This window comes from Acinetobacter lactucae, assembly GCF_001605885.1.
In the GTDB taxonomy this organism is placed as follows: Bacteria; Pseudomonadota; Gammaproteobacteria; order Pseudomonadales; family Moraxellaceae; genus Acinetobacter; species Acinetobacter lactucae.
The window spans coordinates 66,811-93,063 of record NZ_LRPE01000005.1 but is presented as its reverse complement, the minus strand read 5'-3'; the positions used below and the strand labels follow the sequence as shown (position 1 = coordinate 93,063).

Sequence of the window (26,253 nt, the reverse complement as noted above, 5' to 3'; positions counted from 1 at the left end):
TTTAGTTATATAATATGTATAAAATTTAATTTATCAGAATTTTTATTTGCATGTTTACTCTTTCTTTATTGTTAAGTTTATTTTGATTAAGATAAATATAACTAAATATTTATAAACTTCTGTTTTAATAAGTTTTTTACAAAAAGAATCATAAATATTTTTTTAAGAAAAGATCGATAAAACTCAATAAATAACAAAAACATAAATTAAATATTGAGTATATAATAATTTTAACAACTCAATTTTAGTTCAAAAAAAACACACATGAAATTTATTTATTACTGTTTTGGATACTACAGAAAGATTACAATAACGACTAATAAATAGATTAATCAACTCGCAATCTTTCTAGGCATGTTATGACTTCAATGTCGAACAACACCCAAAAGCATTTTATTGTTGAGCAGATTCCACTACCAACTTGGGTTAGTGATGAAAATGGCTTGATATTATATTGCAATGTTGAGTGTACAGAATATTGGTTGGATACTTTTTCTCCACTGCCCCAGCAATGGTTAGATTTTATATATCCTGCCGATTTAGATGAAGTCAAAAATAGATGGCTCGAAGCAATTCGTCTACAAAAAAGAATAGAATTAAAGTGTCGACTTTTACAAGTTGGGAATCAATATAGATGGTGCAAACTCTCTATTCAAGCCTCTAAGTATCGTGGTTCATCTCAGATTAACGAATGGTATGTTAGTTTTTTAGATATTGATCATGATATTCAAGAACAACAAAACTTGCAGAAGAACATTGAAATACAAAATCAAATGTTAGACATCAGTGTAGATTGCATTAAAGTACTGAATGTAGACGGCACAGTTTCTCATATGAATAAATCAGGATGCCTCGCTTTAGGTATCCCTGTTGATGAAACAAAATTTGGAATGAAATGGCTTGAACTATTGCCGCCCCATATTCGTAAACGTGGACGCATTGCTTTAAAAAAAGCTCTGCAAGGCAAGGTTGCCCGATTTGCAGGGATGAGCTGTTTACCAGATCAAGACCCTGAGTATTGGGACAATATGCTTACCCCGATTCATCGGGAAAATGGTGAAATCGGACAAATACTTTGTGTTTCGCGTAATGTTACTCAGCAGCATTTAACAGAAAACCAGCTTAGGAATATGAGCGAGAGAGATGAACTGACGGGTTTATGTAATCGACGTTCATTTAAATTTCAACTTAAACGCACCCTTGCCTATTCAAAAGACACTCAAACAAGTGTGGGTTTGCTTTTAATTGATCTCGATCATTTTAAGCATATTAATGATACTTTAGGGCATAGCGCTGGTGATCATCTATTAAAAGTTTTATCCAAACGCTTTAGCCATTGTGTAGATGCGGAACGATGTTTTGTTGCACGGCTAGGTGGAGACGAGTTTGCGGTTATTATTAATAACCTCAGCTCTGAAAGCGACGTGCGCGACCTTGCAGCAATTTTACTTCATCAGCTAAATCAACCTATTACCTATTTAGACAATGTTCTAAATGGCGGTATGAGTATTGGTTGTGCGATTTATCCGCAAGATGCCGAAGACCAGTCAGGCTTACTTAGTTGCGCTGATATGGCCTTACATGACTTAAAAGCGCGTGGTCGTGGCGGAATTCGCATGTATGACCCATGCATGATGCAAATGACCGAGACAGTCGCTTCTCAGCTTAACTTAGCACGTCAACTCATTCGTCATCACACAATCCAGCCATACTACCAACCAAAAGTAGACTTAAGAACTCACCATGTGGTGGGTTTTGAAGCTTTATTAAGATGGCATACGACTTCAGCTCAAAGAGGCTACCCAGCACAAATTGCAGAAGCTTTTAAGGATTATAATTTAGCGAGTAAAATTGGTGAAACGATGCAACATCAAGTTTTGCGTGACATCGCTAAATGGATAAATCTTGGTATTACCCCCTTTCCTGTTTCCTTAAATGCTGCACCAGTAGAGTTCCTAAGAGACAACTATGCTGAACGGCTTTTGAAGAAGATTAATCAATTTCAAATACCGACACATTATATTGAAATTGAAGTCACCGAACATATGCTGGGTGACCGAGGTTCAGAATATGTGATCCGGGCACTAAATAAATTAAAACAGCATGGGGTACGTATTGCACTAGACGACTTTGGTACTGGTTTTTCATCGCTAACCCACATTCGCGACTACCCGATTGACAGTTTAAAAGTAGATTGTAGCTTTATACAAAAGATGCAACATGACCCATCAATTTATGCGATTGTTCAAGCAATTGGTTTACTCGCCCCAAATTTATCACTCGGGCTTATTGCTGAAGGGATTGAGACGCCTGAACAAGAAGAACTACTTCGACAATTTGGTTATAGCATAGGTCAGGGATTTTTATTTGAATCTGCTATAGATTCTAATCAAGTCATTTCAATACTCAAACAAAATCGACCCTACCTAGAAAGTCATTACAATGGGTTAAGATAAAATATTAAGTAAACTTTCTTGGTTCCATTCATACTAAAAATAAACAATAAAGTTAAAAAAAATTGTTCATAATATAAACACAAGGATAATAATTCGGTGTTTTCACACCATACATTGTCATCGGACAGTAAGGAGCAATATATGAGTTACCAACATATTTTAGTTCCCGTTGATGGTTCACCTACCTCACTTATTGCAGTTAATCATGCAGCAGCAATTGCTAAGGCCTTTAACAGTAAAGTAACTCTAGTATATGCCCTCACAATAGATCCTTTCATTTCTGTTGAATTTATTGATAGTACAGAATTAGCAAGGGATTATTTTGATAAAGCAAAAACTGCAATTCAGGGAATTCTCGATCAAGCCAAAGAACAGTTTAATCAACATGGGATTTCTGTAGATACACAAATTGTCGAGGGTCAAACAATTCATACTGAAATTATTAAAGCGGCAACTGAGTCAAAAGCTGATCTTGTTGTGATTGGCTCCCATGGACGTAAAGGGTTTAAAAAATTCTTCTTAGGAAGCGTGACCCAAGCTCTTTTAGGAGAAATTCATTTACCGGTACTCGTCGTAACTGAATAGCCTTTTTGAAGCTAAAAAACCGATCTTTATAGATCGGTTTTTTAATAGGCTGTTTTACTTAGCTTTATACGTAAACTTAATGAGAGATCCTGAATTTTCTAATGTATTTGTTACAGAGCCGTCATCCTTTTGAACATTTCCGGCTGTATCAGTTAATACATATAAAACGTTCCCATCTGGGCTTGCAATTACATCTCGATAACGGTTGTTGCTTTTAAACATCGGCACAGCATCATCATAAGTTGTGCTGTAAGTTGGATCTAGCTTAATACGGAAAATAACGCCACGTTTTAAAGATGGAACCAATAATGTATTTTCCCAACCGGAAATTGCTTTTTTGCCGCCCTTATAGACGTAAGCAGATGACGGCGCAACTGTTGGCCAACAAATATAGGTCATATCTCCACAAGTTGGATCGTTATAGTTGTAGGTATCTTGAACGGTATATAAAGTTTTTAATGGTGGGACAAAGTTTTTACCTGTCCATTCAGATTCTTTCGTCACAGGAACACCTGCGGCTACTTTTACTCCGTTCTGAGCTAGATCCTTAACTGACTTATTGGCTGCTGCTGAATAATTTGCATAAGCATAACCACTATCGTCTTTATACCCAGCTACATTTGGCCAACCATAGTTGCCACCTTTAACTATGAGATTAATTTCATCGTCAGAGTTTGGACCTTGTTCAGATTGCAGAAGCTTACCATTTGGAGTGAATGCTAAGCCCTGAGGATTACGATGCCCAAGTGTATAAATATGACTAACTACCCCATTAAAACTTGGGTTATCTTTTGGGATACTTCCGTCAAGATTTAAGCGTAGTACTTTACCCATGTAGGCATGATAGTTTTTACTACTCAGCTCTTGTTGAGTTGGTGTATGCTGTGCTTGATTTGGCAAGAACAAATAAGCAAGCTGGTTACGTCCTTGGTCACCGATCGTATAATAAATTTTTTGATCTGGACCAATGACAAGTCGACCTGACTGATGGTCTTTCGATGAAGGTAATCCTGCTAATAAATCTACAGGCTTCTCAAGCGTATCCGTAGCCTTATTATAGGTATAACGACGGATAATCGTTTGATTTGGTAATTCTTTATCTGTAGATTTCGGGTTTTTAAAAGTACCTGAAATATAGATATAAGGATTATTTTCAAAGTCAGGATGAAAAGCAAAGCCTAATAAACCGTTTTGCCCATCAGAATCACTTACAATCTCCGGCACCTGAAAGACTGTTTTTACACTGCCCGACTCTGGATTAACTCTTAGAATCTTGCCTGTTGCCCGTTCAGTTAACCAAATTTGATTATCAGGGCCCCATAACAAAGCATGCGGCTTATTTAAATTAGATAGAATAACTTTCTTATCAAACTTGTCTGTTTTTGCTTTAGCAAATTGAGAAGGAGTAAGAGGAACGTCAGCAAATGCTGCATTGAGAGTAACTAACTGAGCAACGCCCAGTAAGGCAATTTTAGCCAATAAATGTTTATTCATATGTCCACCTTATAAATTTTTCGAGAATTTTTAAACCCTTATTAAAGACTTTGTATGAGTTCTCTATATGATTTGTATTATGAAGAATAGCAAATTTATTAAAATCTAAATTTCTGAAAGGCTCTGTTGCATAAAAGTAGCTATTAAAAATAAATAAACTCTCTTTAAGATGAGCAACTTAACTTTATAGTTTATCTATTTTGCTATCTATTTTATATCTAGATTTTTTTGAAAATAGACATCAGTTAGATAAACACTTATTAACGAAGTTATTGATAGTTAAAAATTAATACTTAAAGAGACAATTCTAATGAGAAAAATATACATGATAAAAAGATAAAAGTTAGAAGCTGTAATTGAGAGCTATTTTTATAACTAAGGTGTCTTATGTGTGCAAACTTTAAACCTATTAAGAAAACACATGCTAATCAATTAAAGTTATTTGAACCCACTTTTGAATATAAGATGGATATTTTCCCAAGTGATGATTGTCCACTCCTTTTATTGAATCAAAATGAGCTTGTGTGGCGAAAAGCTAAATTTGGAATGCTCCCTCCCTATGCCAAGGAAATCGCATTCAAATATGCAACTTATAATGCCAGAACAGAAACTGTAGAACAAAAGCGCACCTTTAAACATGCATGGTTAAATAACCAATTTGCGCTTGTCCCTGTCGAAGCCATTTATGAACCTAAATATATCAATGGAAAAGCACATTGGTATGGTATTTTCCGGCAAGATGGACAACCTTTTACACTTGCTGCGATCTGTGAGGAAACACTTATTGATGAAGAAAAAGAGAGATCAATGTCACTATTAACAATCAATGCTGATCACCACCCTTTTATGAAACAATTTCATAAACCAGATGATGAAAAACGTTCAGTTATTGTGATACCTGATCATCTCAGAAATGATTGGCTCAACTGCACTCATTCTGAAGCAAAAGAGTTTTTCTTAGATATGCCTTCGAATGAGTTTACTTCGATGCCAAAAGCCGAAATGAAAAATTATGATTAAGTCAGTTTAGTCGACTTAGGTTAGTCAACGTTAAAAACTTATGCTATTCTTCGGGCACTTTTAACTGCCTCAAACTCTCTATACCTATGACACTTACGCCACCTTAAGTTTATTTACGCTTATCTCCTGTAAATAACTCATCACTGTTTAGTGATGTGGTGTAGTCGCTTGTGTTGGTATATCACATCACTAGCCTTTTCAAAATTTAGAACTTAGGCTATTTCTCATGTTAACGAATGTTCGAGAAGAATGGTTCTCTAATGTCCGCGCAGATATTCTTTCTGGTCTTGTTGTAGGTCTTGCTTTAATTCCAGAAGCAATTGCATTTTCAATTATTGCAGGTGTAGATCCAAAAGTCGGTTTATATGCATCCTTTTGTATTGCCGTTATTATTTCTTTTGTAGGCGGTCGTCCCGCTATGATTTCGGCGGCTACAGGCGCGATGGCTTTGGTTATGACAACTCTCGTAAAGGAACATGGACTTCAATATTTATTTGCTGCAACAGTATTAACCGGTGTCATACAAATTTTGGCTGGGTATTTTAAACTTGCCAAACTCATGCGTTTTGTTTCCAAGTCGGTTGTTATTGGATTCGTTAATGCCCTAGCCATACTCATATTTATGGCTCAATTACCAGAATTGGTAAATGTGACATGGCATGTCTACTTACTAGTAGCAATTGGTTTAGGAATTATTTACCTTTTCCCCTATATTCCAAAAATTGGAAAGTTCTTTCCCTCACCCCTTATTTGTATTGTAGTAGTCACATTACTCGCTATTTTTTTAGGCTTTGATGTTCGAACGGTTGGTGATATGGGTTCACTACCAGACACTTTACCGATATTTCTAATTCCCGCTATTCCTTTTAATCTAGAAACACTTCTGATTATTCTTCCATATTCTTTAGCCCTTGCCGCGGTTGGCTTACTTGAATCAATGATGACTGCAACAATCGTTGATGAAATGACAGATTCATCTAGTGATAAATTTCAAGAATGTAAAGGACAAGGTATCGCAAATATTGCTTCAGGTTTTATGGGGGGTATGGCTGGTTGTGCCATGATTGGTCAATCAATGATTAATGTAAAGTCGGGTGGCCGCACACGTTTATCCACTTTTTGTGCAGGCATATTCTTACTTATTTTAGTTGTATTTTTAAGTGATTGGTTAAAGGTGATTCCTATGGCAGCTCTGGTTGCTGTCATGATTATGGTATCGATCAGTACTTTTGAGTGGAGCTCTCTGACTCAATTTAAAAACAATCCTAAAACTAGTAATGTCGTTATGATCGCTACAGTTATTGTGGTGGTTGCTACCCACAACTTAGCGTTAGGTGTATTAACTGGCGTATTACTTTCAACACTTTTCTTAGCAAATAAACTTGAAAATGATATTCGCATTGAAACTTCATTCGAAGATCAAGCTCGTCTATATGAATTAAGAGGTCAAATATTTTTCAGTTCATCTGAAAAATTTATGCAAAGTTTTAATTTTAAAGAAAATGTTAAAGAAGTCATTATTGATCTCACCCATTCTCATATTTGGGATGTGACTTCAGTTGCCATGTTAGATTCAGTTGTGAATAAATTTCAAAAAAACGGTATTAGTGTAACAGTTCGCGGATTAAATGAAGCCAGCTCAATCATGATTGATAAATACGGTACTCATGCAAAAATCTAAAAAAGGTCCTTCGGGACCTTCTCTAATTTAAATAGCTTCTTTTACTGAGGAGATTTATATAGCAACCGATTTGGGCTACCTGAAGGATTTTTTACTGCATTATTACTTGCTTGGTTTAAAAGATTATTCGAGATTGTCTGAGGAGTTGCGGTAGGTGTACTTTGCAACATTTGAGCAACTACACCTGCAGCATGTGGGGTAGCCATTGAGGTGCCATTTAGAACCTTAGTTGCTGTATTACTTCCAATCCAAGAAGAGTTAATCTGGCTTCCGGGCGCAAAAATATCAACACAGCTTCCATAATTAGAATAACTGGCTCGAGTATCTGTATTATCTGTAGCAGCAACAGTAATCGCTTTACTTACTCTGGCAGGAGAAGAACTACACGCATCTGTATTAGAATTTCCTGCAGCCACAACCATCACGTAACCATTATTAAATAAGTTGTCTACCGCACTATCTAAAGATGTGCTTACATCACCTCCTAATGACATATTCACGACAGCAGGCTTTTTACCATTTTTCAATATCCAATCTAAGCCCGCAATTACGTTACTCGCAGCACCAGAACCATCACACCCTAAAATCCGAATAGGCACTAAGCTTACATTCTTGGCAACCCCATAAGTACTACCACCAACTGTTCCTGCCACATGTGTACCATGACCATGACAGTCGCTTGTACCATTTCCATCAGATATTGCGGTATAGCCACTTAATACCCGTCCAGAGAACTGTTGATGTGTAGACAATATCCCTGTATCAACAATATAAGCTGTTGTGCCTGAACCTGTTTGTAAGTACGAATAGGCTGAATTTAAAGGTAAGGTTTTTTGGTCAATACGATCTAATCCCCAATCTGGATTGCTTTGGGTAGTCGCATCAATTTTCATGACTGTGTCATTTTCTACTGAAAGGACATTTGGATTTTTTTTCATTGCTTCAACGAAAGCAGTACCTGCCGCCTCAGGAAGGTAAACAGCAAATCCCTTTAGTACAGTATCATAAGCCTGTAATACCTTTCCCCCATGTTGTTTAGCAATACCTTGTGCAAACTCATTAGAAGACCCCACTTCCTTATTAAGGATAACAATGTATTGATTTTTAATAATTCCTTTTGCTTCAGACGAGCTTAATACAGAATTTGTTGTAGCCGGTACAGCATAGGTTAAATGGCTCAGCGCTATTGCTAAAAGAAAGATCGAAATTTGGCCAAACTTCATAGAATATCTCCATATCTTTTATTTCAGACATCATTGTTATGATCGGTACAGTCTTTATATTTAGGGATTAAATTTTTTGGAAAGGAGTTTTTATTATGTTCTCCATATATTATGACCACGTCATGTTTTCATAAAACTTGGGTCCACACAATGCTATTATCTTTTTTCAATTAAAAGTGAGAACCAATTCAAAGAAATTAATACATCAAAAATTTTGAAATAAATAATTAACTTACTTTATCTATAATTTATTTTAGTTGGGATGTATAATGTAAAAATATATAATCATTAAAAATAATATAAATGTAGAAATAATGAGATATGTTCCCGTCGTATTAAAGCTTTTTAAAAATTTCCAGATATCCATAAATAAAAATATAAAACAGTAAGTTATAAAAATTTTTGCAAATTTTAATATAGCCTTCAACTAAAAGAGATTTACAAGTTTTTAAACTATATATGTTCAGTATCAAATACGTAAAGATATATTACATAAATACCTGTTAATTAATGAATGGACAGTTTTTTAAATATTTATAATTAACAATTACCAAAATCAATTATGCTCTATACTTTTTTAATTTTAGTTCTGGTAGCTCAACCTTACAACCAGCTAAATGATGCCTACAATTAACGCTATATTCGATAAAGCCATCTTTAATAAAGTAATTACAATATTCATTTATACTTATGATGGGATCAAATGTCGGTTTTTCCAAGTTACCATTAAAAAACCATTGGTTGCCGTTAGAGAAAGGATAATGTACAGGAATATAATGAAGATATCCGCAAGCAGGACACATATGTTCATACATGCCTCCTTCAAAATACTGTACTTTCATTAACACTCCTTTAAAAATAAAAAAGCCAACTCATAAGAGCCGACTAAACCATTTATTTACAGATGCTATATATTATTAAATTATGTTCTATAGCCTTCTCTCTTTTATTTTTCTGTTTTTAATTTATCTAACCTATATGACAAATTCATGAAGTTCCGAGTGTAATCTCACACTTTGTTAGTTTGGTAAATATATTTTATATAATCTATTAATTAAATGATAATTCCAGTTAAATAATGAAAAGCAAATACTAGTTTGTTTCTTATTTGGCAGAGGGCTATGTGATTAACTCATATTAATCATTAAATAGATATTACCGCCATATTCAAGAACAAAATTCGATTTATCTTATTGTTTTTAAAAATCAAATAAAAAAGTCCGCATCTTGGGAAGCTACGGACTTGAAACTCAACTAAACAACAGCTAAACATTTTGCCGCTTAGTGAGAAAGCACTATCTTTTTAATCTAATTAAGTTCTATAGTCAGGTCAATAAGGATACTTAATTTTTATAAAAATTAGGTTGAGTTGTGATTTATCTCACATTTTATCTTCTAATAAGTTTAATCTTTACTCAATTACATTCCATTTCAAACACTTAATTTAAAACATTATTAAAGTAATGCTTTAAAATAGAATAATGGTTAATTTCAGGAATAAGCTTGAAACAAACAAAATCCTGATCTTGTCTTTTCTTCATTTCAAAATAATTTTGGCTTTGCCATTTCAGCTCTTCGAGCTCAAGTTCGCCACATAAAATTGAACATGGAGCAGTAATTCGTTTTGACTGATGAACAGGACTGTATTTTAAGATATCTTCACTTGAAAGATTGAGAGCCTGATTTAAATGGGTGCTTTTTATAGGCTCCAGATCATAAATTCCACTTAACAACACCATCTCAGAGATGATTGGATGGCCTAATGACAAAGCAGCCAGATGTGCTCCTGCCGAATGCCCAACCAGAACAACCTCATCGGTTCTCCAGTCTTGCTCTCGAATAAAATCGAGAGCTTGATTAACTTGAGAAAAAATATCTGAAATTTTGCTTTGTGGTGCCAAATCATATTCTAAAAGAACACACTGGACTCCTTTTGCTAGAACATACGGTACGATGAATGCAAAATCTGATTTATCACACCATTGCCAATATCCACCATGAATAAAAATAACAGTCTTTTTGGCTTGCTCTAATGGAAATAAATCTAAAGTTGACCGTGAGTGCGTACCATATTGGATATCTTCAATATGAGTAAATTCTTGATAGCTCAATAAGCTTGTTCTTTTAAATTCTGCCAATATTTCATATTCATTCGCCACAGTTCTAGCATTATCATATGGTCGCATAGGTCAATTACTTCAACGATTCTTCATGAGCATTTAAAGCAAGCTTGGTTGACGAGCGTTTTAAATAATAGAAAAACGTAAGCACAACAACTAATGGCACTCCAAACTGTAGAGTTGACTTGAATTCATTGGTAAACCATGTGGTGACTGTGATACTTAAAATTGCGATTAATCCCAACAGTGAAATTAATTGGATCGCTGGAACCTTAAATTTTAATTTCTGTCCTTTCCGTGCCATGTGCCTTCTAAAACACATATGGGTAACAAAAATACTGCCCCAAGTGAACAACGCCCCAAACATAGATAAAGCAATCATGATCGGGAAAGCAGAGCTCGGATTAATGGTATAAACAATACTCGCGATACCAATACCAACAGCTGACAATAACAACGCATTAATTGGTACGCCATTGTGACTAATACGACCAAATAGTTTTGGTGCATCACCTGCTCGTGACAAGCTAAATAGCATACGTGTTGAGATATACAGCATACTATTCATAGCTGATAGGGCCGCGACAATTACAATAAAATTTAAAATACTGTCAGCATATGGAATACCTACAATTTTCATTACCATCACAAAAGGGCTGGTCGCATCGGCTCCAATTAAAGTTGTCCAAGGAACAAGTGCCACAATGAGAAATAAAGACAATAAATAAAATAGGATTAAGCGAATTGCAGTACTTTTAAACGCTTTCTTAACAGCTCTTTCCGGATCTTTAGCCTCACCAGCCGCAACAGCGATCATTTCAATACTTAAATAACTAAATATTGAAATGATTACCCCAATCCAGACTCCACTAAAACCATGAGGGAAAAAGCCTCCATGCTCGGTTAAATTAGAGAGAACCTGTTCTGTTCCTCCACGACTTTGAGTCAAAATACCAATTGCTAAAAGAATAAATACAATAATTGCAAAGACTTTTATAGTTGAAAACCAATATTCAACCAATCCAAAAGCTTTAACGCTATATGCATTAACAACAAGTAAAGTTAGGGAGAAAAAGGCAATCCAAATCCAAGAACCTACACTTGGAAACCATAATTTCATATAGTCAGCAACTGCTGTAATTTCTGTACCGACCGCTAATACAATACATGCCCAATAACAATAACGGACTAAAAACCCAGCAAGAGGACTTACATAATGCTCAGCATATGCTCCAAATGAGCCTGACGTAGGATGCTGAACTGTCATCTCAGCCAAACAAGCCATAATAGCAAATGCGATTAAGCCACCAATAGCATAACTCACAATGACTGCAGGGCCAGCAAAGCTAATTGCAAACTTGCTTCCCATGAACAGCCCTGTGCCAATCGCTCCACCAATTGCAATCATTCCCATCTGTTTTGCGGATAATTTTTTATGTAAACCAGCTTCTCGATTTTGTATTTCATCAAAACTGCTCATAGGCCCTCCTAGCCATTTTTCTAATGTTGATCTTTAACGATCAGGTCACTTCACTACGCACTAGATAACGATCATTTTTCCATTCACTATTCAGCATAATTTGCTTAAGTTGTTGTACGGCATTCCAGATATCTTCAAATCCTAGATATAAAGGTGTAATTCCAAAACGTAATACTTCTGGCTCTCGGTAATCCCCAATCACACCACGAGCAATAAGCGCCTGAATAATTTCATAGCCAAACTCATGTCTATAACTGACATGACTGCCACGATATTTATGGTTTAAAGGAGTAATGAGTTCAAAGCCAAACTGAGCACATTCTTGTTGAACAAGTTGAATAAACAAATCAGTTAATTTGAGTGATTTATCGCGTATTTGTTGCATCTCAGCTTGTAAGAAAATATCGATACCACATTCGATTAGACTCATCGAAATGATAGGTTGAGTTCCACACAAATAACGACGAATGCTGTTAGCTGGTTCATAGTGCTGAGCCATATCAAATGGTTTTTTATGCCCCCACCAGCCTGATAAAGGTTGCCAGAACTGATCACGATGCTTTCGATTTACCCATAACAATGCTGGAGAACCTGGGCCGCCGTTTAAGTATTTGTAAGTACAACCGATGGCAAAATCACTATTACTCTGATTAAGATCCATAGGCACCGCACCAACTGAGTGACATAAATCCCAAATAATCAAAGCATCTTTAGCGTGAATTTGTTGATTAATAAATTCCATATCATAGAAATATCCAGTCCGATAATTCACATGAGAAAGAACAACTACCGCCACATCTTTTGCTAAAACACGAGATAAATCATCCGCACCATCAATCAATTCAATTTGATAGCCCTGATGAATCAAGTCTATAAAGCCTTCAATAATATAAATATCGGTTGGAAAGGCATCTTTTTCTGCAACAATAATTTTACGTTCCGGAAATTTTTCAGCTTGAATTTTTACCGCTGCTGATAAAACTTTGAATAAATTTAGGGTCGTTGAGTCTGAAATAACGACTTCACCTTTTTCAGCACCGATAAGCTGCGCGACTTTATCTCCGAGTCTAGTCGGTAGTCCCCACCAATCTGCTTTATTCCAACTATTAATGAGGTCCTCACCCCACTCTTTTGCAATAATGTGCTGAGCAACCTCTAATGATTTTTTTGGTCTTGCACCCAAAGAATTACCATCTAAATAAATGACATTTTCTGGTAGTGCAAATTCGTCTTTAAACTTTTTGAGTTCATCTTCCTGATCCCAATAGAGGCATTGTTCGTGAGTAATCATTTGTTATTTCACCTATTTTCAACATTTCCTTTGTATTTGAATTTTATCACGCCAATTCTTTCGATTTATTCGATAATATTTGATTAAAATTTGCTATTTTCGTATAAAATTCGAATTAAAATTAAAAAACATGGATGAAATTCGAAAATGAATGTAGATGCAATAGACCTAAAAATTCTGAAGTATTTACAAGATAATGCTCGGTTAAGTAACCAAGAACTGGCCGATCTCGTTAACCTTTCGGCTTCAGCTTGTCATAGGCGAGTTAAAATTTTAGAAAGCAATGGTGTAATTGAAAAATATCAAGCAAAAGTTAATTATGAAAAACTAGGCATAAAAATTGAGGCAATCGTCGAAATAAAACTTGCCCAACTCACAGAAAATGATCACAACTTCTTTTTAAGTCAGATCAAAAATTTTGATGAAGTCATTAATGCATATATTATTACTGGCGAATCTAATTATGTTTTACACGTTGCGACCAAAGATTTGAGTTCTTTTTCTCATTTCGTCATTAATACCTTAAATAAAATAAAAGGTGTTGTGAGCATTAATTCCAAGATCATTTTACAAAAGATTGTACAAAAACCACTTTGACACCTTCATTTTCAATTAAAGAGCTATCTCATGATCGAAACTCAGCGCTTAATTTTAAGACAGTGGAAAGAAAGTGATGTCGAGCCTTTTATAACAATGGGCTTAGATCAAGATGTTATGCAATTTTTCCCAAATCTATTAACACCTCAAGAAAGCCATAATTTAATCCAAAAAATTTCATCTCTCATTAATGAAAATGGTTGGGGCTTCTGGGCAGTAGAATTAAAAGAAACCCATCAATTTATCGGGTTTATTGGTTTACATAGCCAACCTGAACAATTTGACTTCTCTCCATGTGTGGAAATTGGGTGGCGACTTGCAAAAGAATTCTGGAAACAAGGTTACGCAACTGAAGGAGCAAAATCGGCTTTAGACTATGGTTTTAATGTACTGAATTTAGATAAGATCGTTTCATTTACCGCTAACATAAATACACCCTCTCAAGCTGTCATGGAAAGACTTGGAATGCAAAAAGTTAAAAACTTTGATCATCCCAAAGTTCCTCTCCATCACCAATTAAAAGCACATGTGTTATATGAAATTACAAGCTCTTCATCTAATTTTTGATTAAAGTCAAAATTTTAAATTATTAATAAATATTTTCTTAATCATCGAAATCATAGCCAACAGATGTAGAACACTCCCAATACTCATGGATTTTACTTGCGATATCCTCTTTTCCCATTGTAGTAAGTACATAAAAGAGTTTAGCCTCTTTATTTTTTCTAAGTATTAATAGGTTGTAGTAATCATACTCAGGCCCATTAAGACCTAATGTTGGCTGCGATTCACAGTGCTTTTCTGCTTTGTAATGCCATTCAAGCTTATAAGTATCAAGGCCATCGGCAGCATTGATTACAATACCGTCATTGGCTCCGCCAATAAATCCAATTTTCATTGCTTTCTCTAATTTCTTATTAGGGGTAATTTTCAATATAACTTTAAACAAGTATCCTTCAATTTATAAAATGTATGTCAATACGTATCCTATGTAAGCAAAATTAACCATAAATACAGATGGCTTTTAAGATTTCTTAATTATAAAACCTGGGCTACCTTTTTTTACTTCAAAAACAGGAAAAGTTATCCACCAAAAAGCACTTATTATTGTTTTTTGTTTTGCAAAATTACACGCTATAATTTTCAAATCACTTATTCTCCTCCCCCATCACATTAATCAAAACACCTTTTGAAAGAATTAAGGGGTGGAGTTTTAAATTAATTTTATATCTCAAAGTTTCTTTAATTAATGATTTTAAAAAGGATATATGATAGATGTGTCTTAAAAAATTTGCTTTAAATGATTTTGGAGATATTTAGATATGTCTAAAATCGTAATGTTTGACATGGATGGTACGCTATTAGATCTCGCTTTTGATGATTTTATTTGGAATGAATGCCTTCCTAAGCGACATGCAGAGATACATCAACTCCCACTCGCCCAGAGCCAAAAAACACTCTATCAGTTTTATCAATCACATAGACATACACTTGTTTGGTATTCATCAGCTTATTGGACTAAAACTGTAGGCGTTGATGTACTCAAATTACAGCAAGAGTTTCAGACAAAAATTCAAGCTCGCTCTGGTTGTATTGAGCTTCTGCAGGAACTGAAAGAACAAGGATATAATTGTTGGTTAGTTACAAATGCTGACCGTGCAAGCTTACGGTTAAAGCTCAATAATGTTGCAATTGAACACTTCTTTGACGTAATCGTATCGAGTGAACAAATTGGTTATGCAAAAGAAGATATTCATTTTTGGCAAGAGCTCCAAAAATTGCATGCTTTCGATCCAGACTCAACATTTTTTATTGATGATACAGCTCCTGTACTAAAAACAGCGGAAAAATTTGGTATCAAGCACTTGTTTACTATCTTGCAGCCCTCAAGTCTAAAGGATGTAAGAAAGCATGAAGATTTAGAATATAAAGCGCTAGATCGACTAACTGAATTACTGTCTATATTGAATCAAATTGATAGAAAGGATAATGATGTCAAAATTGCTTGAAAACGATGCTGTAGAGACCATGCGTGTCGACAAATGGTTATGGGCTGCTCGTTTTTTTAAAACTCGTTCAATTGCTAAAGCTGCGATCGAAGGAGGTAAAGTACATCACAATAATGAGCGTGTAAAAGTTTCCAAAGAAATTCGTGTTGGAATGGAACTTATTATTCAACAAGGTTTTGATAAAAAAACCGTAGTAATAAAAGCACTTTCGAACACACGTGGTCCAGCACCAGTTGCCCAGCAACTTTATGAAGAAACAGAAGTGAGTATTGCTAGACGGGAGTTGATTGCATCCCAACGAAAATTGCATAATCTTGCTCGACCTGATCATAGACCGAGTAAAAAGGATCGTAGACAGATTAATCGGTTTAAACAGGACAATGATCAACACTGGTCGTATGGTGATGAATAAAAACGTCGAGTTGTGTCGCACACACACAGACAACACATAGAAGCTATAGAAAAAATCTGTCACTATTAGCCCTGTGAAACAAGTTGAGATTCAATGCATCCACTTGGGTTAAACGTGATGAACTTAGAGTATTGAGGTTTTTGAGATGGATGAGAATAAAAGCAAAGCATTACAAGCCGCGCTAAGTCAAATTGAGAAACAATTTGGCAAAAATACGGTGATGCGTCTCGGTGACAACACTGTTCAAGCAGTTGAAGCTGTATCTACAGGTTCGTTGACTTTAGATATTGCATTGGGGATTGGCGGTTTACCGAAAGGTCGTATCGTTGAGATTTATGGTCCAGAATCTTCTGGTAAAACCACAATGACTCTCCAAGCGATTGCACAATGTCAAAAAGCTGGTGGTACTTGTGCATTTATCGATGCAGAGCACGCATTAGATCCACAATATGCACGTAAACTCGGTGTAGACATTGACAACCTACTTGTATCGCAACCTGACAACGGTGAACAAGCTCTTGAAATTGCAGACATGCTAGTTCGCTCTGGCGCAATTGATTTAATCGTTGTCGACTCAGTTGCTGCACTTACTCCTAAAGCAGAAATTGAAGGCGAAATGGGCGACTCTCACATGGGCTTACAAGCTCGTTTAATGAGTCAGGCACTACGTAAAATTACGGGTAATGCTAAACGCTCAAACTGTATGGTTATTTTCATTAACCAGATCCGTATGAAAATTGGTGTAATGTTTGGTAGCCCTGAGACTACGACTGGTGGTAACGCATTGAAGTTCTATGCTTCTGTACGTTTAGATATCCGCCGTATTGGTCAAGTCAAAGAAGGTGATGAAATCATCGGCTCTGAAACTCGAGTTAAAGTTGTTAAAAACAAAATGGCTCCTCCTTTCAAAGAAGCTATTTTCCAAATCTTATACGGTAAAGGTACAAACCAGCTTGGCGAACTGGTAGATTTAGCTGTACAACAAGATATCGTGCAAAAAGCAGGTGCTTGGTATTCGTATCAAGGCAATAAAATTGGTCAAGGTAAAAATAACGTTATCCGCCACTTCGAAGAAAACCCTCAAATGGCTGGAGAGATTGAAAAAGTTATCCGTGAACAATTATTAACTACGGGCACTAATGGCGCTGTACAGGTCGAAGAGGAAGAAGAAGATCTTCTATTAGAGTCTTAATCATTATCGCTCATTAGTCTTAAAAACGCCCTTCGGGGCGTTTTTTACAAGGAAATCTTAATATGTTCAAAAGATCAGAAGAACAGTCTCAACAACGCGCTTTGCTTACAGGTCAGCGTTTGCGTTCCTATGCTTTCGCATTATTGACTCGTCGAGATTATTCAAAAGCAGAACTTACCGAAAAATTAAATCGTTATGCACAAAACCCAGAAGAGGTTAAGCAGCTTGTTGAAGAATTATCTAAACAAAACTATCAAAGCGACCAACGCGTTGCAGAACTAACATTGGCTAGCCAAATTCGAAAAGGTAAAGGCCCAAAACGTATTAAACAAGCTTTAAAAATAAAACAAATCGAAAATGATTTAATCGCAGACGAAATTCATAATATTGATTGGGTAGAACAGGCTTATCAGCTTAAAGTGAAGAAGTTTGGTGAAGAAGTAGAAAAAGATCCCAAACTGAAAGCAAAACAAATGAGATTTTTACAGTATAGAGGATTTGATTTAGATGTAATTATTAAAGCAATCCAACGGAAAGTGGATTAAAGAATGGTGGCAGCCCCACTAGCAAAACTTCGGCACATCATAGATCTGCTACCGTTGCTACCTTCCGGTCCTGGCGGGGTTCACAGAGTACAATTGCGAAGCCACCAGCGGGGCTACCATTGCAAAACAGAGTATAGAGATTTTTAAAAGAGTTGCAAGCCTTCTTCTCAATTTTAGGCAAGTTTATGTTTCAATTGATTAATTCATCAGCAAAAATACGTAAATTCCTACAATCTCTTATCTGATATTCTTTCTTGATGCTTATTTTGAATAAAATATGCTTGAAGATTGTAAACTATTCTTGCATTTATATTGTTAGCTGTTTTAATTGCAATGATCAATTAAAACCTTAAATAGCTAATGTGAATAGTTTATATATTCCCTTCTTAAGTTAGCTTTTACATAAAATTATGGACCTATACTCATGCGATTGATGAAGCATTCTTTATTATTTATTGCCTTAATGAGCACTACTTCTCTCTATGCCAATATTCCAATTGAATCGCGCGGTTTAAGTCAAAGTGGCGGCAGCTCAACCACTACTTCATCTAATAATGCTTCGGTTCCTAGTAATTTAAATTGGGAATTGATGCAAAAAAATCAACAATTAGAAAATGATATACGCGCCTTACGCGGACAGTTAGAAGAACAATCAAACGATATTGAACAATTGAAAAAAGATTTAGCTAATCGCTATACTGATTTAGACCAGCGTTTGGAATTACTTAATCAAAAAGTAGATCCAGAAAGTGCAACACCTGACAATACAGCAAATAGTGATGCTACAGCTACTGGCAGCTCAGAAGTTCCACCTACCGACAATAAAGCAGCAAGTGCTATAGCTTCTACAAGTCAAGTTACTTCCCAGCCACAAACGCAAGTAACACAACCAGCTTCACCGTCTGCTACGCAAAATCAATCGAACCCTGTAGAACTTGAAAAAGCAGCTTATACTGTTGCTTTAGATGCCTATAAACAAGGTGGAGCAAAAAAAGCGATTGCACCAATGCAGAACTTTATCAAAAATCATCCTAATAGCGTCTATACAGGTAATGCCTATTTTTGGTTAGCCGAGTTTAATTTAGCAACTGATCCGGTGAATTATAATGAAGCTAAAAAGAACTATAATGTGGTCGCTACTCAATATCCAAACTCAAGTAAAGCTCCTCGCGCGCTTTATCAACTATACAGCATTGCTAAAGATGTCGATAAAAATACTGTTTCAGCAAACCAATACAAAGCTAAGATCTTAAGCCAGTATCCAAAATCTGAAGAAGCCAAATTCTTTAATAAATAAGGTTTTTAAGAAAAAAAACACCGCAATATGCGGTGTTTTTTTGAATATCTTTGCTTAACGCACAATACCACGTTCTGATTGCTCAACAGAGTCAATTAATAATTGAGCTTCTGGGACATTCGGAAGAATATCATTTTTAATCTGCTCAACAGCTTGAACAGAAGTCAGGCCTGATTTAAAAATCAATTTATAAGCCTCTCTAAGACCTTGAATTGTATCTTTAGACCAACCCTTTCGGCGCATACCTTCAATATTGATACCAAACGCATGTGCTGGATTACCAGACGCCATAACATAAGCTGGTACATCTTTTAAGATTAAAGATGCTCCACCGACCATACTGTAAGAATCGATTTTACAGAATTGATGAATTCCTGAATTACCACCAATAATGACATGATCACCGATATGTACGTGTCCAGCAACACCGACATTATTTGCAAAAATATTATGATCACCAACAACACAATCATGTGCAATATGCGTATTAACCATCAATAAGTTATGACTACCTATTTTAGTTAAAGCATGATCTTGTACAGTTCCTCTATGTAAACTGCAATGCTCACGAATTAAATTATGATCTCCAATCTCTAACCAAGTTTCTTCACCTTGATATTTCAAGTCTTGGCAAACTTCACCAACACTTGCAAACTGGAAAATCTCATTATTTTGACCAATTTTGGTAAAACCACCAACTACAACATGTGAATGTAATTTAGTACCAGCGCCAATCGTCACATTTGGACCAATAATACAATAAGGTCCAATCTGGACATCTGGGGCAATCACTGCCGATGGATCAATAATGGCCGTAGAATGAATTAAATCGTGATTGCTCATGCCTGCTCTGTTTTTTGGTGTGAAATCATAATTTCAGCGGTTGTTGCTACAATACCGTCAACGGTAGCCGTACAGTTATATTTGTAGATACCGCGTTTTTGCATTACTAATTCAGATTTTAATACAAGTTGGTCGCCCGCAACTACTTGTTTTTTAAATCTAACCTTTTCTGCACCAGCAAAGAGGAATAAAGAACCTGGTTTTGGCGTCTCATTGTTCATAATAAAACCTAGAACGCCCGAAACTTGAGCTAATGCCTCTACAATTAGAACACCAGGCATAATCGGATATTCTGGGAAATGTCCTTGTAGGAATTCTTCATTGATAGAAACATTTTTATAACCAACAATACTATTGTCAGTTACTTCAGTCACACGATCAACCAATAAGAATGGGTAACGATGCGGCAAATATTGACGAATCGTTTGAATCTGCATTGGTAATTCAGGGATGGCAAATTTAGGTGTAGTTGACTCGGTCATAATATTCTATTTACGCAAATTAAAAGTTGATTCAAGAGACTCTATTTGAGCTTGTATATGATCAAGTCGTTTAGTGATTTGGGTCAATGGCACATCTGCTAATTGTCGCAAGCGTACAATCGTCTTTTTCCAATGATTATTTTCAAATAATCCAATTCCTGAAGAATAGGTACCAGATTCAGAAATATTTTTTGTGACCATTGACATTCCAGTTAAAGTCACATTATCAGTGATTGAAAGGTGACCAGACACACCACAGGCGCCTGCAAGAATACAGTTTTTGCCAATTTTAGTGCTTCCAGCAATACCACATTTAGCAGCAATAGCAGTATTTGAACCAATATGAACGTTATGTGCAATTTGCACAAGGTTATCAATAATTACCCCATCTTCCAAAATTGTATTATCTAAAGCACCCCGATCAATACTACAATTTGAACCAATGCGGACATCATTACCGATGATCACTGAACCTAATTGTGCAATACGATGCCATTTACCTTGATATGGTGCAAAGCCGAAACCTTCACTACCAATTACGGTACTTGCATGGACTCGAACACGATCAAGTAATTTAGAACCGCCAGTAATAGTGACATGAGAATCGATAAAACAATCCTTGCCAATTTCTACATTATCATCCAGACGAGTATGAGACTGAATAATCGTGTTCTCTCCTATTACACAATTTTCACCAATTACAACGTAATGGCCAATATATGCTTTTTCAGAAATAATTGCAGAAGGATGAATTTGAGCAGTACTTTCAATACCTATTGATGTGATCTTTTTATCAAAAGCATGGGTAAGGATGGCAAAAGCTAAATATGGATTATCAACAATAATAAAATTTTGTTTATCAGTAAGCTGTTCTTTAATAGAGCTTGTAACAATGTACGCACCCGCACGGCTAGCCTTTGCTTGATCGACATACTTTTCGCCATTTACGAAAGTAATATGAGAAGGTTCAGCATTTTCTAAACTTGCTAAGTTTATGAATTGAAGACTACCCGCACCGACTAACTCACCATTCACTAGGTGAGCTAGTTCATCTAAACGATAATGTTGCACTTTCATTAATTTATTTCATTGAATTAACCTTTTGTATCATTTTATCAGTTAAATCATATTTAGCGTCATAGGCAACGGTCGAATTTTTATTCAAAATGAAGTCAAGATTATTTTCTTTTCGTAATTGTTCAGCTGCTTGCTTCACACGAGTCTCAAAAGTTGAGTTCATTCCTTGCAAAGTAGTTTGAACTTTAGACTGCAGGCCTTGTTGAGTTGAATTAAATTCATTTAATTTTGACTGATATTGAGTCTGAAGCTTTTTAATATCATCTTCTTTCATTTTTTGCCCTTGCGTTTGGGCTTGACGTTGAAGACCTTCTAACTCTTTACCCAACTGCTCAAGACGAGTTGTTGTTGGTTTAACAGATTGATTTAAACTTGCATTTTGTTGTTTTAAATAAGTACTACTTTCAACAACTTTAGCAAGATCAATAACACCATAACCAGCTGCATTAGTCATAGCAGAAACTGTAAGGCCTAATCCTAACATTAATATATTTAATTTTTTCATCTTAATTTGTGTCCTTATTGCATGTTTAGTCAAGTCGTACTTAGAAAGTACGACCGATTTCAAACTGAATCTCTTTAGTTTCGTCACCAGGCTTGTCATTTAACGGGAATGCATAGCTAAGAGATAATGGTCCAATCATAGTGATCCATGTGAAACCAACACCTACGCTATAACGCATATTGCCTAAATCAAAACCGTAATTGTCTTCACAATATTTTTTAGCATTTGGAATTTCTTGGCCATTCATCATCATAGAATAAGAGCCAACATCACATTTAGTATCAAATACTTGACCGCCTTCAGCAAAAAGGACTGGTCGTACTTGGCGAGTCCAATCTCCTTTGAATGGCAATGGTAAAGCAAGCTCTGTACCAAACTGAACTAAAGCATTACCACCAACTTCTTCTGGAGAAGAGTCATTTTTACCTTCTTCTTGTAAATTCACGCTTGAATATTTCGGGCCCAAGGTACTGTTGTCATAACCACGAACAGAACCATAACCACCCGCATAGAAGTTTTTATAGAATGGCAAATCATTACCATAACCAAGCTTACCATAACCACGTAATACAAAGCCTGAATTACCGATTGGTAAGAATGCTTGTGTATCATAGGTTACTTTTTGATAATCGACATCACTACCCGGTAAACCAATTTCAAGCCCCACTCGATGAGACATACCTGAAGTTGGGAAAATTGGACGGTTTAATGTGTTATATGACCAACCTAAATTCAAATTATAAGTAAAGAATTCACCCTCAAACGCACTTCCATAAGGCTCAGAAGTTTTGCCATCTGGACACTTATACAATCCTGTTGTTGGATCTTTCTCAAGGTCAACGAGGCAGTAAGTACTTGTTGAAGTGGTTTTCCCACCATTTGCCTTTAAGTAGTCACGTACATAAGTAGAGACATAAGGACCAGTCGTTACTTTAGTATTATCAATACCTAAAGAGGCACTTAGGCTTTGGTTTTCATCAATTGGATAACCAAAACTTAAACTACCACCGAAACTATCGGTAACATAGTTATTAACATTATAGTCATCATTTAGCTTTGTTTTACGATAGTAAACATTATAACCGCGGCTTACACCATCAATCGTGAAGTAAGGGTCAGTAACACTTAAATTATAGTAGTCTTGAGTTTCAGAGCGAGATAAATCGATCGAAACACGATTACCTGTTCCCATAAAGTTAGTTTGACTCAAACCTGCTTGGAATGTGATACCACCACTTTGTGAGTAACCTACCGCTAATGTTGTCGTACCTGAGTGTTGTTCTTCAACGTTTACGTTTAAGTCCACCTGATCTGGTGAATTTGGAATACGAGCTGGTTTGATATCAACTGTCTTAAAGAACCCTGTACGTTCTAAACGGACTTTAGACAGATCAATTTTTTCATTACTCGCTAAAGCGCCTTCCATTTGACGCATTTCACGACGCAATACTTCATCGGCAGTTTTACTGTTACCTGTAAAGTTAATACGACGTACAGTAACTTGCTGACCTGGGTTTACGTAGTAATTTAAGTCAACAACGCCTGTTTCGTTATTAATTTGCGGAACAACGTTCACATCTGCAAAGTAATAACCTGCATTACCATATTTACGCAATAATAACTGCTTAACAGCATTTACTTTTTCTTGAGAATAAGTATCGCCATCTTTATAGATTTTTAAAGCTTGCAGCTCTTCAGGTTTATAAAGTGCGTCCCCTAAGAATTTGGTTTGACCAAATTTGAACTGACTACCTTCCTCTACAGCAACTTCAATAAAGATATTCTTTTTATCTTCACTAATATTAAGCTGTGAGTTATTGATATGAAAATTGATATAACCTTTATTCAGATACATCGCACGCAAAGCTTCAAGGCTCGCTGCCATTTTCTCTCTAGCATAACGGTCATTACGAGTTACAACAGACGCCCAACCACTTTCTTTAACTGCAAAAGCTTGTTTAATTTCACTGTCTTTAAAAACAGTATTACCAATAATATTGATATTAAAAACTTTAGCAGCCGTACCTTCATTAAAATTTAATTTAAGTTCAACACGGTTATTTGGACGAGCTATAGTATCAATAGTTACATCGGCATCGTAACGGCCTTGTTGTGTGTACTGTTGCTCTAATTCAGTTTCAATTGTTTGTAAAGCTGACTTTTTAAAAACTTCGCCTTCAGCAATGCCCATTTTTTTGAGGCCTTGCTCTAAGGCTTCTTTAGGAATAAGTTTATTACCCTTAAATTCAAGTTTTGAAATAATTGGGCGCTCTACGACATTAAAAACTAAAGTATCGTTATCTCTTGATGCTTTAATATCGTCAAAAAGTCCAGTGGCATACAATGTTCGAATTGCTTCTGCGATCATCGGTTCATTAACGCGATCGCCACTGTTGATTGGCAACATGGTAGAAACATTTGCAGGCGTAAGACGGACTAAACCATCTATACGAATATCTCGAACAACGAAATCATCAGCTGCATATGCTTGTTGTACCGCTGCCATAGCGCTAACAAGTGCCAAAGGCATTAAAAAATGTGTGTGCCGCATGCCAGTTTTTCCAGTAAGTTATAAATCCATATACGTTTACAAACGCATAAAATCGTTAAATAAAGCTAAAAGCATCATACTACCGAGCAGTACCATACCAATTTTTAGACCAAACATTTGTATTTGTTCAGAAACAGGCTTACCACGAATAGCCTCAATAATGTAATAAACAAGATGTCCACCATCTAGCATTGGAATTGGCAATAAATTTAAAATTCCAAGACTTACACTCATTAAAGCCATAAATGAGATAAAAGTCTGCCATCCCATTTCTGCACTTTGTCCCGCTACTTTAGCGATTGTAATTGGTCCAGAAAGATTCTCTAAACCAATCAAACCCTTAATCATTTTTACTATCGAACTCAATATCATGCTAGAGATTTGGCCAGTCTTATCTAGCGACATCTGGAAAGCTTGTATTGGAGTATATTGAATTGTTTGCTTATATTCGTCAGGAATTGTAATTTTTCCTGCATCACTTTTTACACCTAAGACACCATTCACTTGCCCCATATTGTCACGCTTTCCTTGAGGCATGACTTGCAAATGAACGAGTTGACCATTACGCAACACATCAATATTAAGTAACTTTTCTGGTGAGTGCTGTACGACTTCTACAACATCAAACCAGTCTTTCATCGGTTGTCCATTAATCGAAACAATATGATCACCGACTTTCATACCTTGTCGAATTGCTGCTCCATCTGCAGTCAACTCAGTTACAACAGCGGGAATAATGGGACGATATGGTAAAAAACCTAACACATCTAAAGCTGATTCATTTTGGTTTTTTAAAAAATCTTTAATCGGTAAAACAATATTTTTCTCAGTACCTGCACGATCTACATCGATATTCAAGCTACCAGTTTCACCTACACGGTCAATCAAAGCAAAGTTAAGTTTTTCCCAAGTTTGCGTTTCCTTTCCATCAACAGCAATAATCTTGTCACCTACTTGTAGTTGAGCTGTTGCTGCTGGCGAGTTGGGTATAACTTTACCCACTTTCGTATTTAGTTGTTCTTGTGCTGGTAAAAATAGAATCCAAAAAAGTAAGACAGCAAAAATCAAGTTAATTAAAGGTCCAGCTGCAACAATTGCTATACGCTTCCACGGTTTTTGACGGTTAAATGCATAAGGTAAATCTTGCTCTGCAACATTCCCTTCGCGCTCATCGAGCATTTTTACATAACCGCCTAAAGGCAAAGCTGAAAGTTGGTATTTAATTCCAGATTTTTTAGATGTCCATTTAAGTAATGTTGGACCAAAACCAATAGAATAGACTAGAACTTTAACACCTAGTTTTCGCGCCACCCAGTAATGACCAAACTCATGAATTGCAATTAATGGACCAAGCAAAAGAGCCGCTGCTGCAATCATAAATAATGCGCTCATT

General features: G+C 35.9%; 24 protein-coding genes and 1 other RNA gene. 11 read left to right on the top strand and 14 right to left on the bottom strand.

Going from position 1 to position 26,253, the window contains the following annotated elements; translation table 11 throughout:
* The first annotated feature begins 359 nt into the window (after positions 1–359).
* The gene (locus AWW73_RS02600; protein WP_062848664.1) at positions 360–2,456 is read left to right on the top strand and encodes a sensor domain-containing protein; all 2,097 of its coding nucleotides are present in this window, start codon (positions 360–362) and stop codon (positions 2,454–2,456) included.
* A 141-nt stretch (positions 2,457–2,597) separates the two neighbouring features.
* The gene (locus AWW73_RS02595) at positions 2,598–3,041 is read left to right on the top strand and encodes a universal stress protein (RefSeq protein WP_031948548.1); all 444 of its coding nucleotides are present in this window, start codon (positions 2,598–2,600) and stop codon (positions 3,039–3,041) included.
* Positions 3,042–3,095: 54 nt separating this feature from the next.
* On the opposite strand, the gene AWW73_RS02590 is transcribed toward AWW73_RS02595, so the two are convergent.
* Positions 3,096–4,535: a glucose/sorbosone family PQQ-dependent dehydrogenase gene (locus tag AWW73_RS02590; protein WP_062848663.1), complete on the bottom strand. Its 1,440-nt coding sequence runs from the start codon at positions 4,533–4,535 to the stop codon at positions 3,096–3,098.
* Between the two features lie 387 nt (positions 4,536–4,922).
* On the opposite strand from AWW73_RS02590, the gene AWW73_RS02585 reads away from it, so the two are divergent.
* Complete coding sequence (locus AWW73_RS02585) at positions 4,923–5,555, top strand: SOS response-associated peptidase family protein (RefSeq protein WP_057104973.1); 633 nt, start codon at positions 4,923–4,925, stop codon at positions 5,553–5,555.
* A 226-nt stretch (positions 5,556–5,781) separates the two neighbouring features.
* Entirely contained in the window at positions 5,782–7,236 is a 1,455-nt protein-coding gene (locus AWW73_RS02580; RefSeq protein WP_062848662.1) for a SulP family inorganic anion transporter, read from the top strand.
* Positions 7,237–7,277: 41 nt separating this feature from the next.
* On the opposite strand, the gene AWW73_RS02575 is transcribed toward AWW73_RS02580, so the two are convergent.
* The 5 genes from AWW73_RS02575 to kynU all read right to left on the bottom strand — a co-directional run bounded on the left by AWW73_RS02575 (position 7,278) and on the right by kynU (position 13,350).
* Entirely contained in the window at positions 7,278–8,459 is a 1,182-nt protein-coding gene (locus AWW73_RS02575) for a S8 family peptidase (protein WP_062848661.1), read from the bottom strand.
* A 560-nt stretch (positions 8,460–9,019) separates the two neighbouring features.
* Positions 9,020–9,301 (bottom strand): ubiquitination-like system serine protease family protein, encoded by a 282-nt coding sequence (locus AWW73_RS02570; RefSeq protein WP_062848660.1) that lies wholly within the window; start codon positions 9,299–9,301, stop codon positions 9,020–9,022.
* Positions 9,302–9,898: 597 nt separating this feature from the next.
* Positions 9,899–10,645: an alpha/beta hydrolase gene (locus AWW73_RS02565; RefSeq protein WP_062848659.1), complete on the bottom strand. Its 747-nt coding sequence runs from the start codon at positions 10,643–10,645 to the stop codon at positions 9,899–9,901.
* A gap of 7 nt (positions 10,646–10,652) precedes the next feature.
* Positions 10,653–12,059 (bottom strand): amino acid permease, encoded by a 1,407-nt coding sequence (locus AWW73_RS02560; RefSeq protein WP_062848658.1) that lies wholly within the window; start codon positions 12,057–12,059, stop codon positions 10,653–10,655.
* 40 nt (positions 12,060–12,099) lie between these two features.
* A complete protein-coding gene (kynU, locus tag AWW73_RS02555) occupies positions 12,100–13,350 on the bottom strand; it encodes a kynureninase (protein ID WP_062848657.1) in 1,251 nt (416 codons plus the stop codon).
* A 147-nt stretch (positions 13,351–13,497) separates the two neighbouring features.
* On the opposite strand from kynU, the gene gigD reads away from it, so the two are divergent.
* Complete coding sequence (gene gigD, locus AWW73_RS02550) at positions 13,498–13,947, top strand: Lrp/AsnC family transcriptional regulator GigD (protein ID WP_004791887.1); 450 nt, start codon at positions 13,498–13,500, stop codon at positions 13,945–13,947.
* 30 nt (positions 13,948–13,977) lie between these two features.
* The gene (locus AWW73_RS02545; protein ID WP_062848656.1) at positions 13,978–14,514 is read left to right on the top strand and encodes a GNAT family N-acetyltransferase; all 537 of its coding nucleotides are present in this window, start codon (positions 13,978–13,980) and stop codon (positions 14,512–14,514) included.
* 37 nt (positions 14,515–14,551) lie between these two features.
* Here the strand turns inward: AWW73_RS02545 and AWW73_RS02540 are convergent, their stop codons facing one another.
* On the bottom strand, positions 14,552–14,845 hold the full coding sequence (locus tag AWW73_RS02540) for a hypothetical protein (RefSeq protein ID WP_062848666.1): 294 nt from the start codon (positions 14,843–14,845) through the stop codon (positions 14,552–14,554).
* Positions 14,846–15,269: 424 nt separating this feature from the next.
* Between AWW73_RS02540 and AWW73_RS02535 the strand changes: the two genes are divergently transcribed.
* The 4 genes from AWW73_RS02535 (at position 15,270) to AWW73_RS02520 (ending at position 18,105) form a co-directional block, all read left to right on the top strand.
* On the top strand, positions 15,270–15,956 hold the full coding sequence (locus AWW73_RS02535; RefSeq protein ID WP_062848655.1) for an HAD-IA family hydrolase: 687 nt from the start codon (positions 15,270–15,272) through the stop codon (positions 15,954–15,956).
* Positions 15,940–16,368, top strand: a complete 429-nt coding sequence (locus AWW73_RS02530) for an RNA-binding S4 domain-containing protein (RefSeq protein ID WP_031948561.1) — start codon at positions 15,940–15,942, stop codon at positions 16,366–16,368. The genes AWW73_RS02535 and AWW73_RS02530 overlap by 17 nt, the downstream gene beginning before the upstream one ends.
* Positions 16,369–16,513: 145 nt before the next feature.
* Positions 16,514–17,560, top strand: coding sequence for a recombinase RecA (gene recA / locus AWW73_RS02525; RefSeq protein WP_016140739.1), 1,047 nt, complete (start codon positions 16,514–16,516; stop codon positions 17,558–17,560).
* Positions 17,561–17,622: 62 nt separating this feature from the next.
* The gene (locus AWW73_RS02520; protein WP_062848654.1) at positions 17,623–18,105 is read left to right on the top strand and encodes a regulatory protein RecX; all 483 of its coding nucleotides are present in this window, start codon (positions 17,623–17,625) and stop codon (positions 18,103–18,105) included.
* 13 nt (positions 18,106–18,118) lie between these two features.
* On the opposite strand, the gene ffs is transcribed toward AWW73_RS02520, so the two are convergent.
* Positions 18,119–18,215, bottom strand: an RNA gene (ffs, locus tag AWW73_RS02515) — signal recognition particle sRNA small type.
* 314 nt (positions 18,216–18,529) lie between these two features.
* Between ffs and AWW73_RS02510 the strand changes: the two genes are divergently transcribed.
* Entirely contained in the window at positions 18,530–19,402 is an 873-nt protein-coding gene (locus AWW73_RS02510; RefSeq protein ID WP_062848653.1) for a YbgF trimerization domain-containing protein, read from the top strand.
* Positions 19,403–19,456: 54 nt separating this feature from the next.
* Here the strand turns inward: AWW73_RS02510 and lpxA are convergent, their stop codons facing one another.
* From lpxA to rseP, 6 genes are read right to left on the bottom strand one after another with little or no spacing between them, the layout of a single operon-like run.
* Positions 19,457–20,245 (bottom strand): acyl-ACP--UDP-N-acetylglucosamine O-acyltransferase, encoded by a 789-nt coding sequence (lpxA, locus tag AWW73_RS02505; RefSeq protein WP_031948565.1) that lies wholly within the window; start codon positions 20,243–20,245, stop codon positions 19,457–19,459.
* The gene (gene fabZ, locus AWW73_RS02500; protein ID WP_002115603.1) at positions 20,242–20,727 is read right to left on the bottom strand and encodes a 3-hydroxyacyl-ACP dehydratase FabZ; all 486 of its coding nucleotides are present in this window, start codon (positions 20,725–20,727) and stop codon (positions 20,242–20,244) included. Before fabZ ends, lpxA begins: the two co-directional genes overlap by 4 nt.
* A 6-nt stretch (positions 20,728–20,733) precedes the next feature.
* Entirely contained in the window at positions 20,734–21,804 is a 1,071-nt protein-coding gene (lpxD, locus tag AWW73_RS02495; RefSeq protein ID WP_062848652.1) for a UDP-3-O-(3-hydroxymyristoyl)glucosamine N-acyltransferase, read from the bottom strand.
* Positions 21,805–21,808: 4 nt separating this feature from the next.
* Positions 21,809–22,309 carry an OmpH/Skp family outer membrane protein gene (locus AWW73_RS02490; RefSeq protein WP_031948567.1) on the bottom strand — a complete coding sequence of 167 codons (501 nt, stop codon included), beginning with the start codon at positions 22,307–22,309 and terminating at the stop codon, positions 21,809–21,811.
* 40 nt (positions 22,310–22,349) lie between these two features.
* A complete protein-coding gene (gene bamA / locus AWW73_RS02485) occupies positions 22,350–24,860 on the bottom strand; it encodes an outer membrane protein assembly factor BamA (RefSeq protein WP_062848651.1) in 2,511 nt (836 codons plus the stop codon).
* Positions 24,861–24,896: 36 nt separating this feature from the next.
* Positions 24,897–26,252, bottom strand: a complete 1,356-nt coding sequence (rseP, locus tag AWW73_RS02480) for an RIP metalloprotease RseP (RefSeq protein ID WP_031948569.1) — start codon at positions 26,250–26,252, stop codon at positions 24,897–24,899.
* Position 26,253 lies beyond the last annotated feature (1 nt).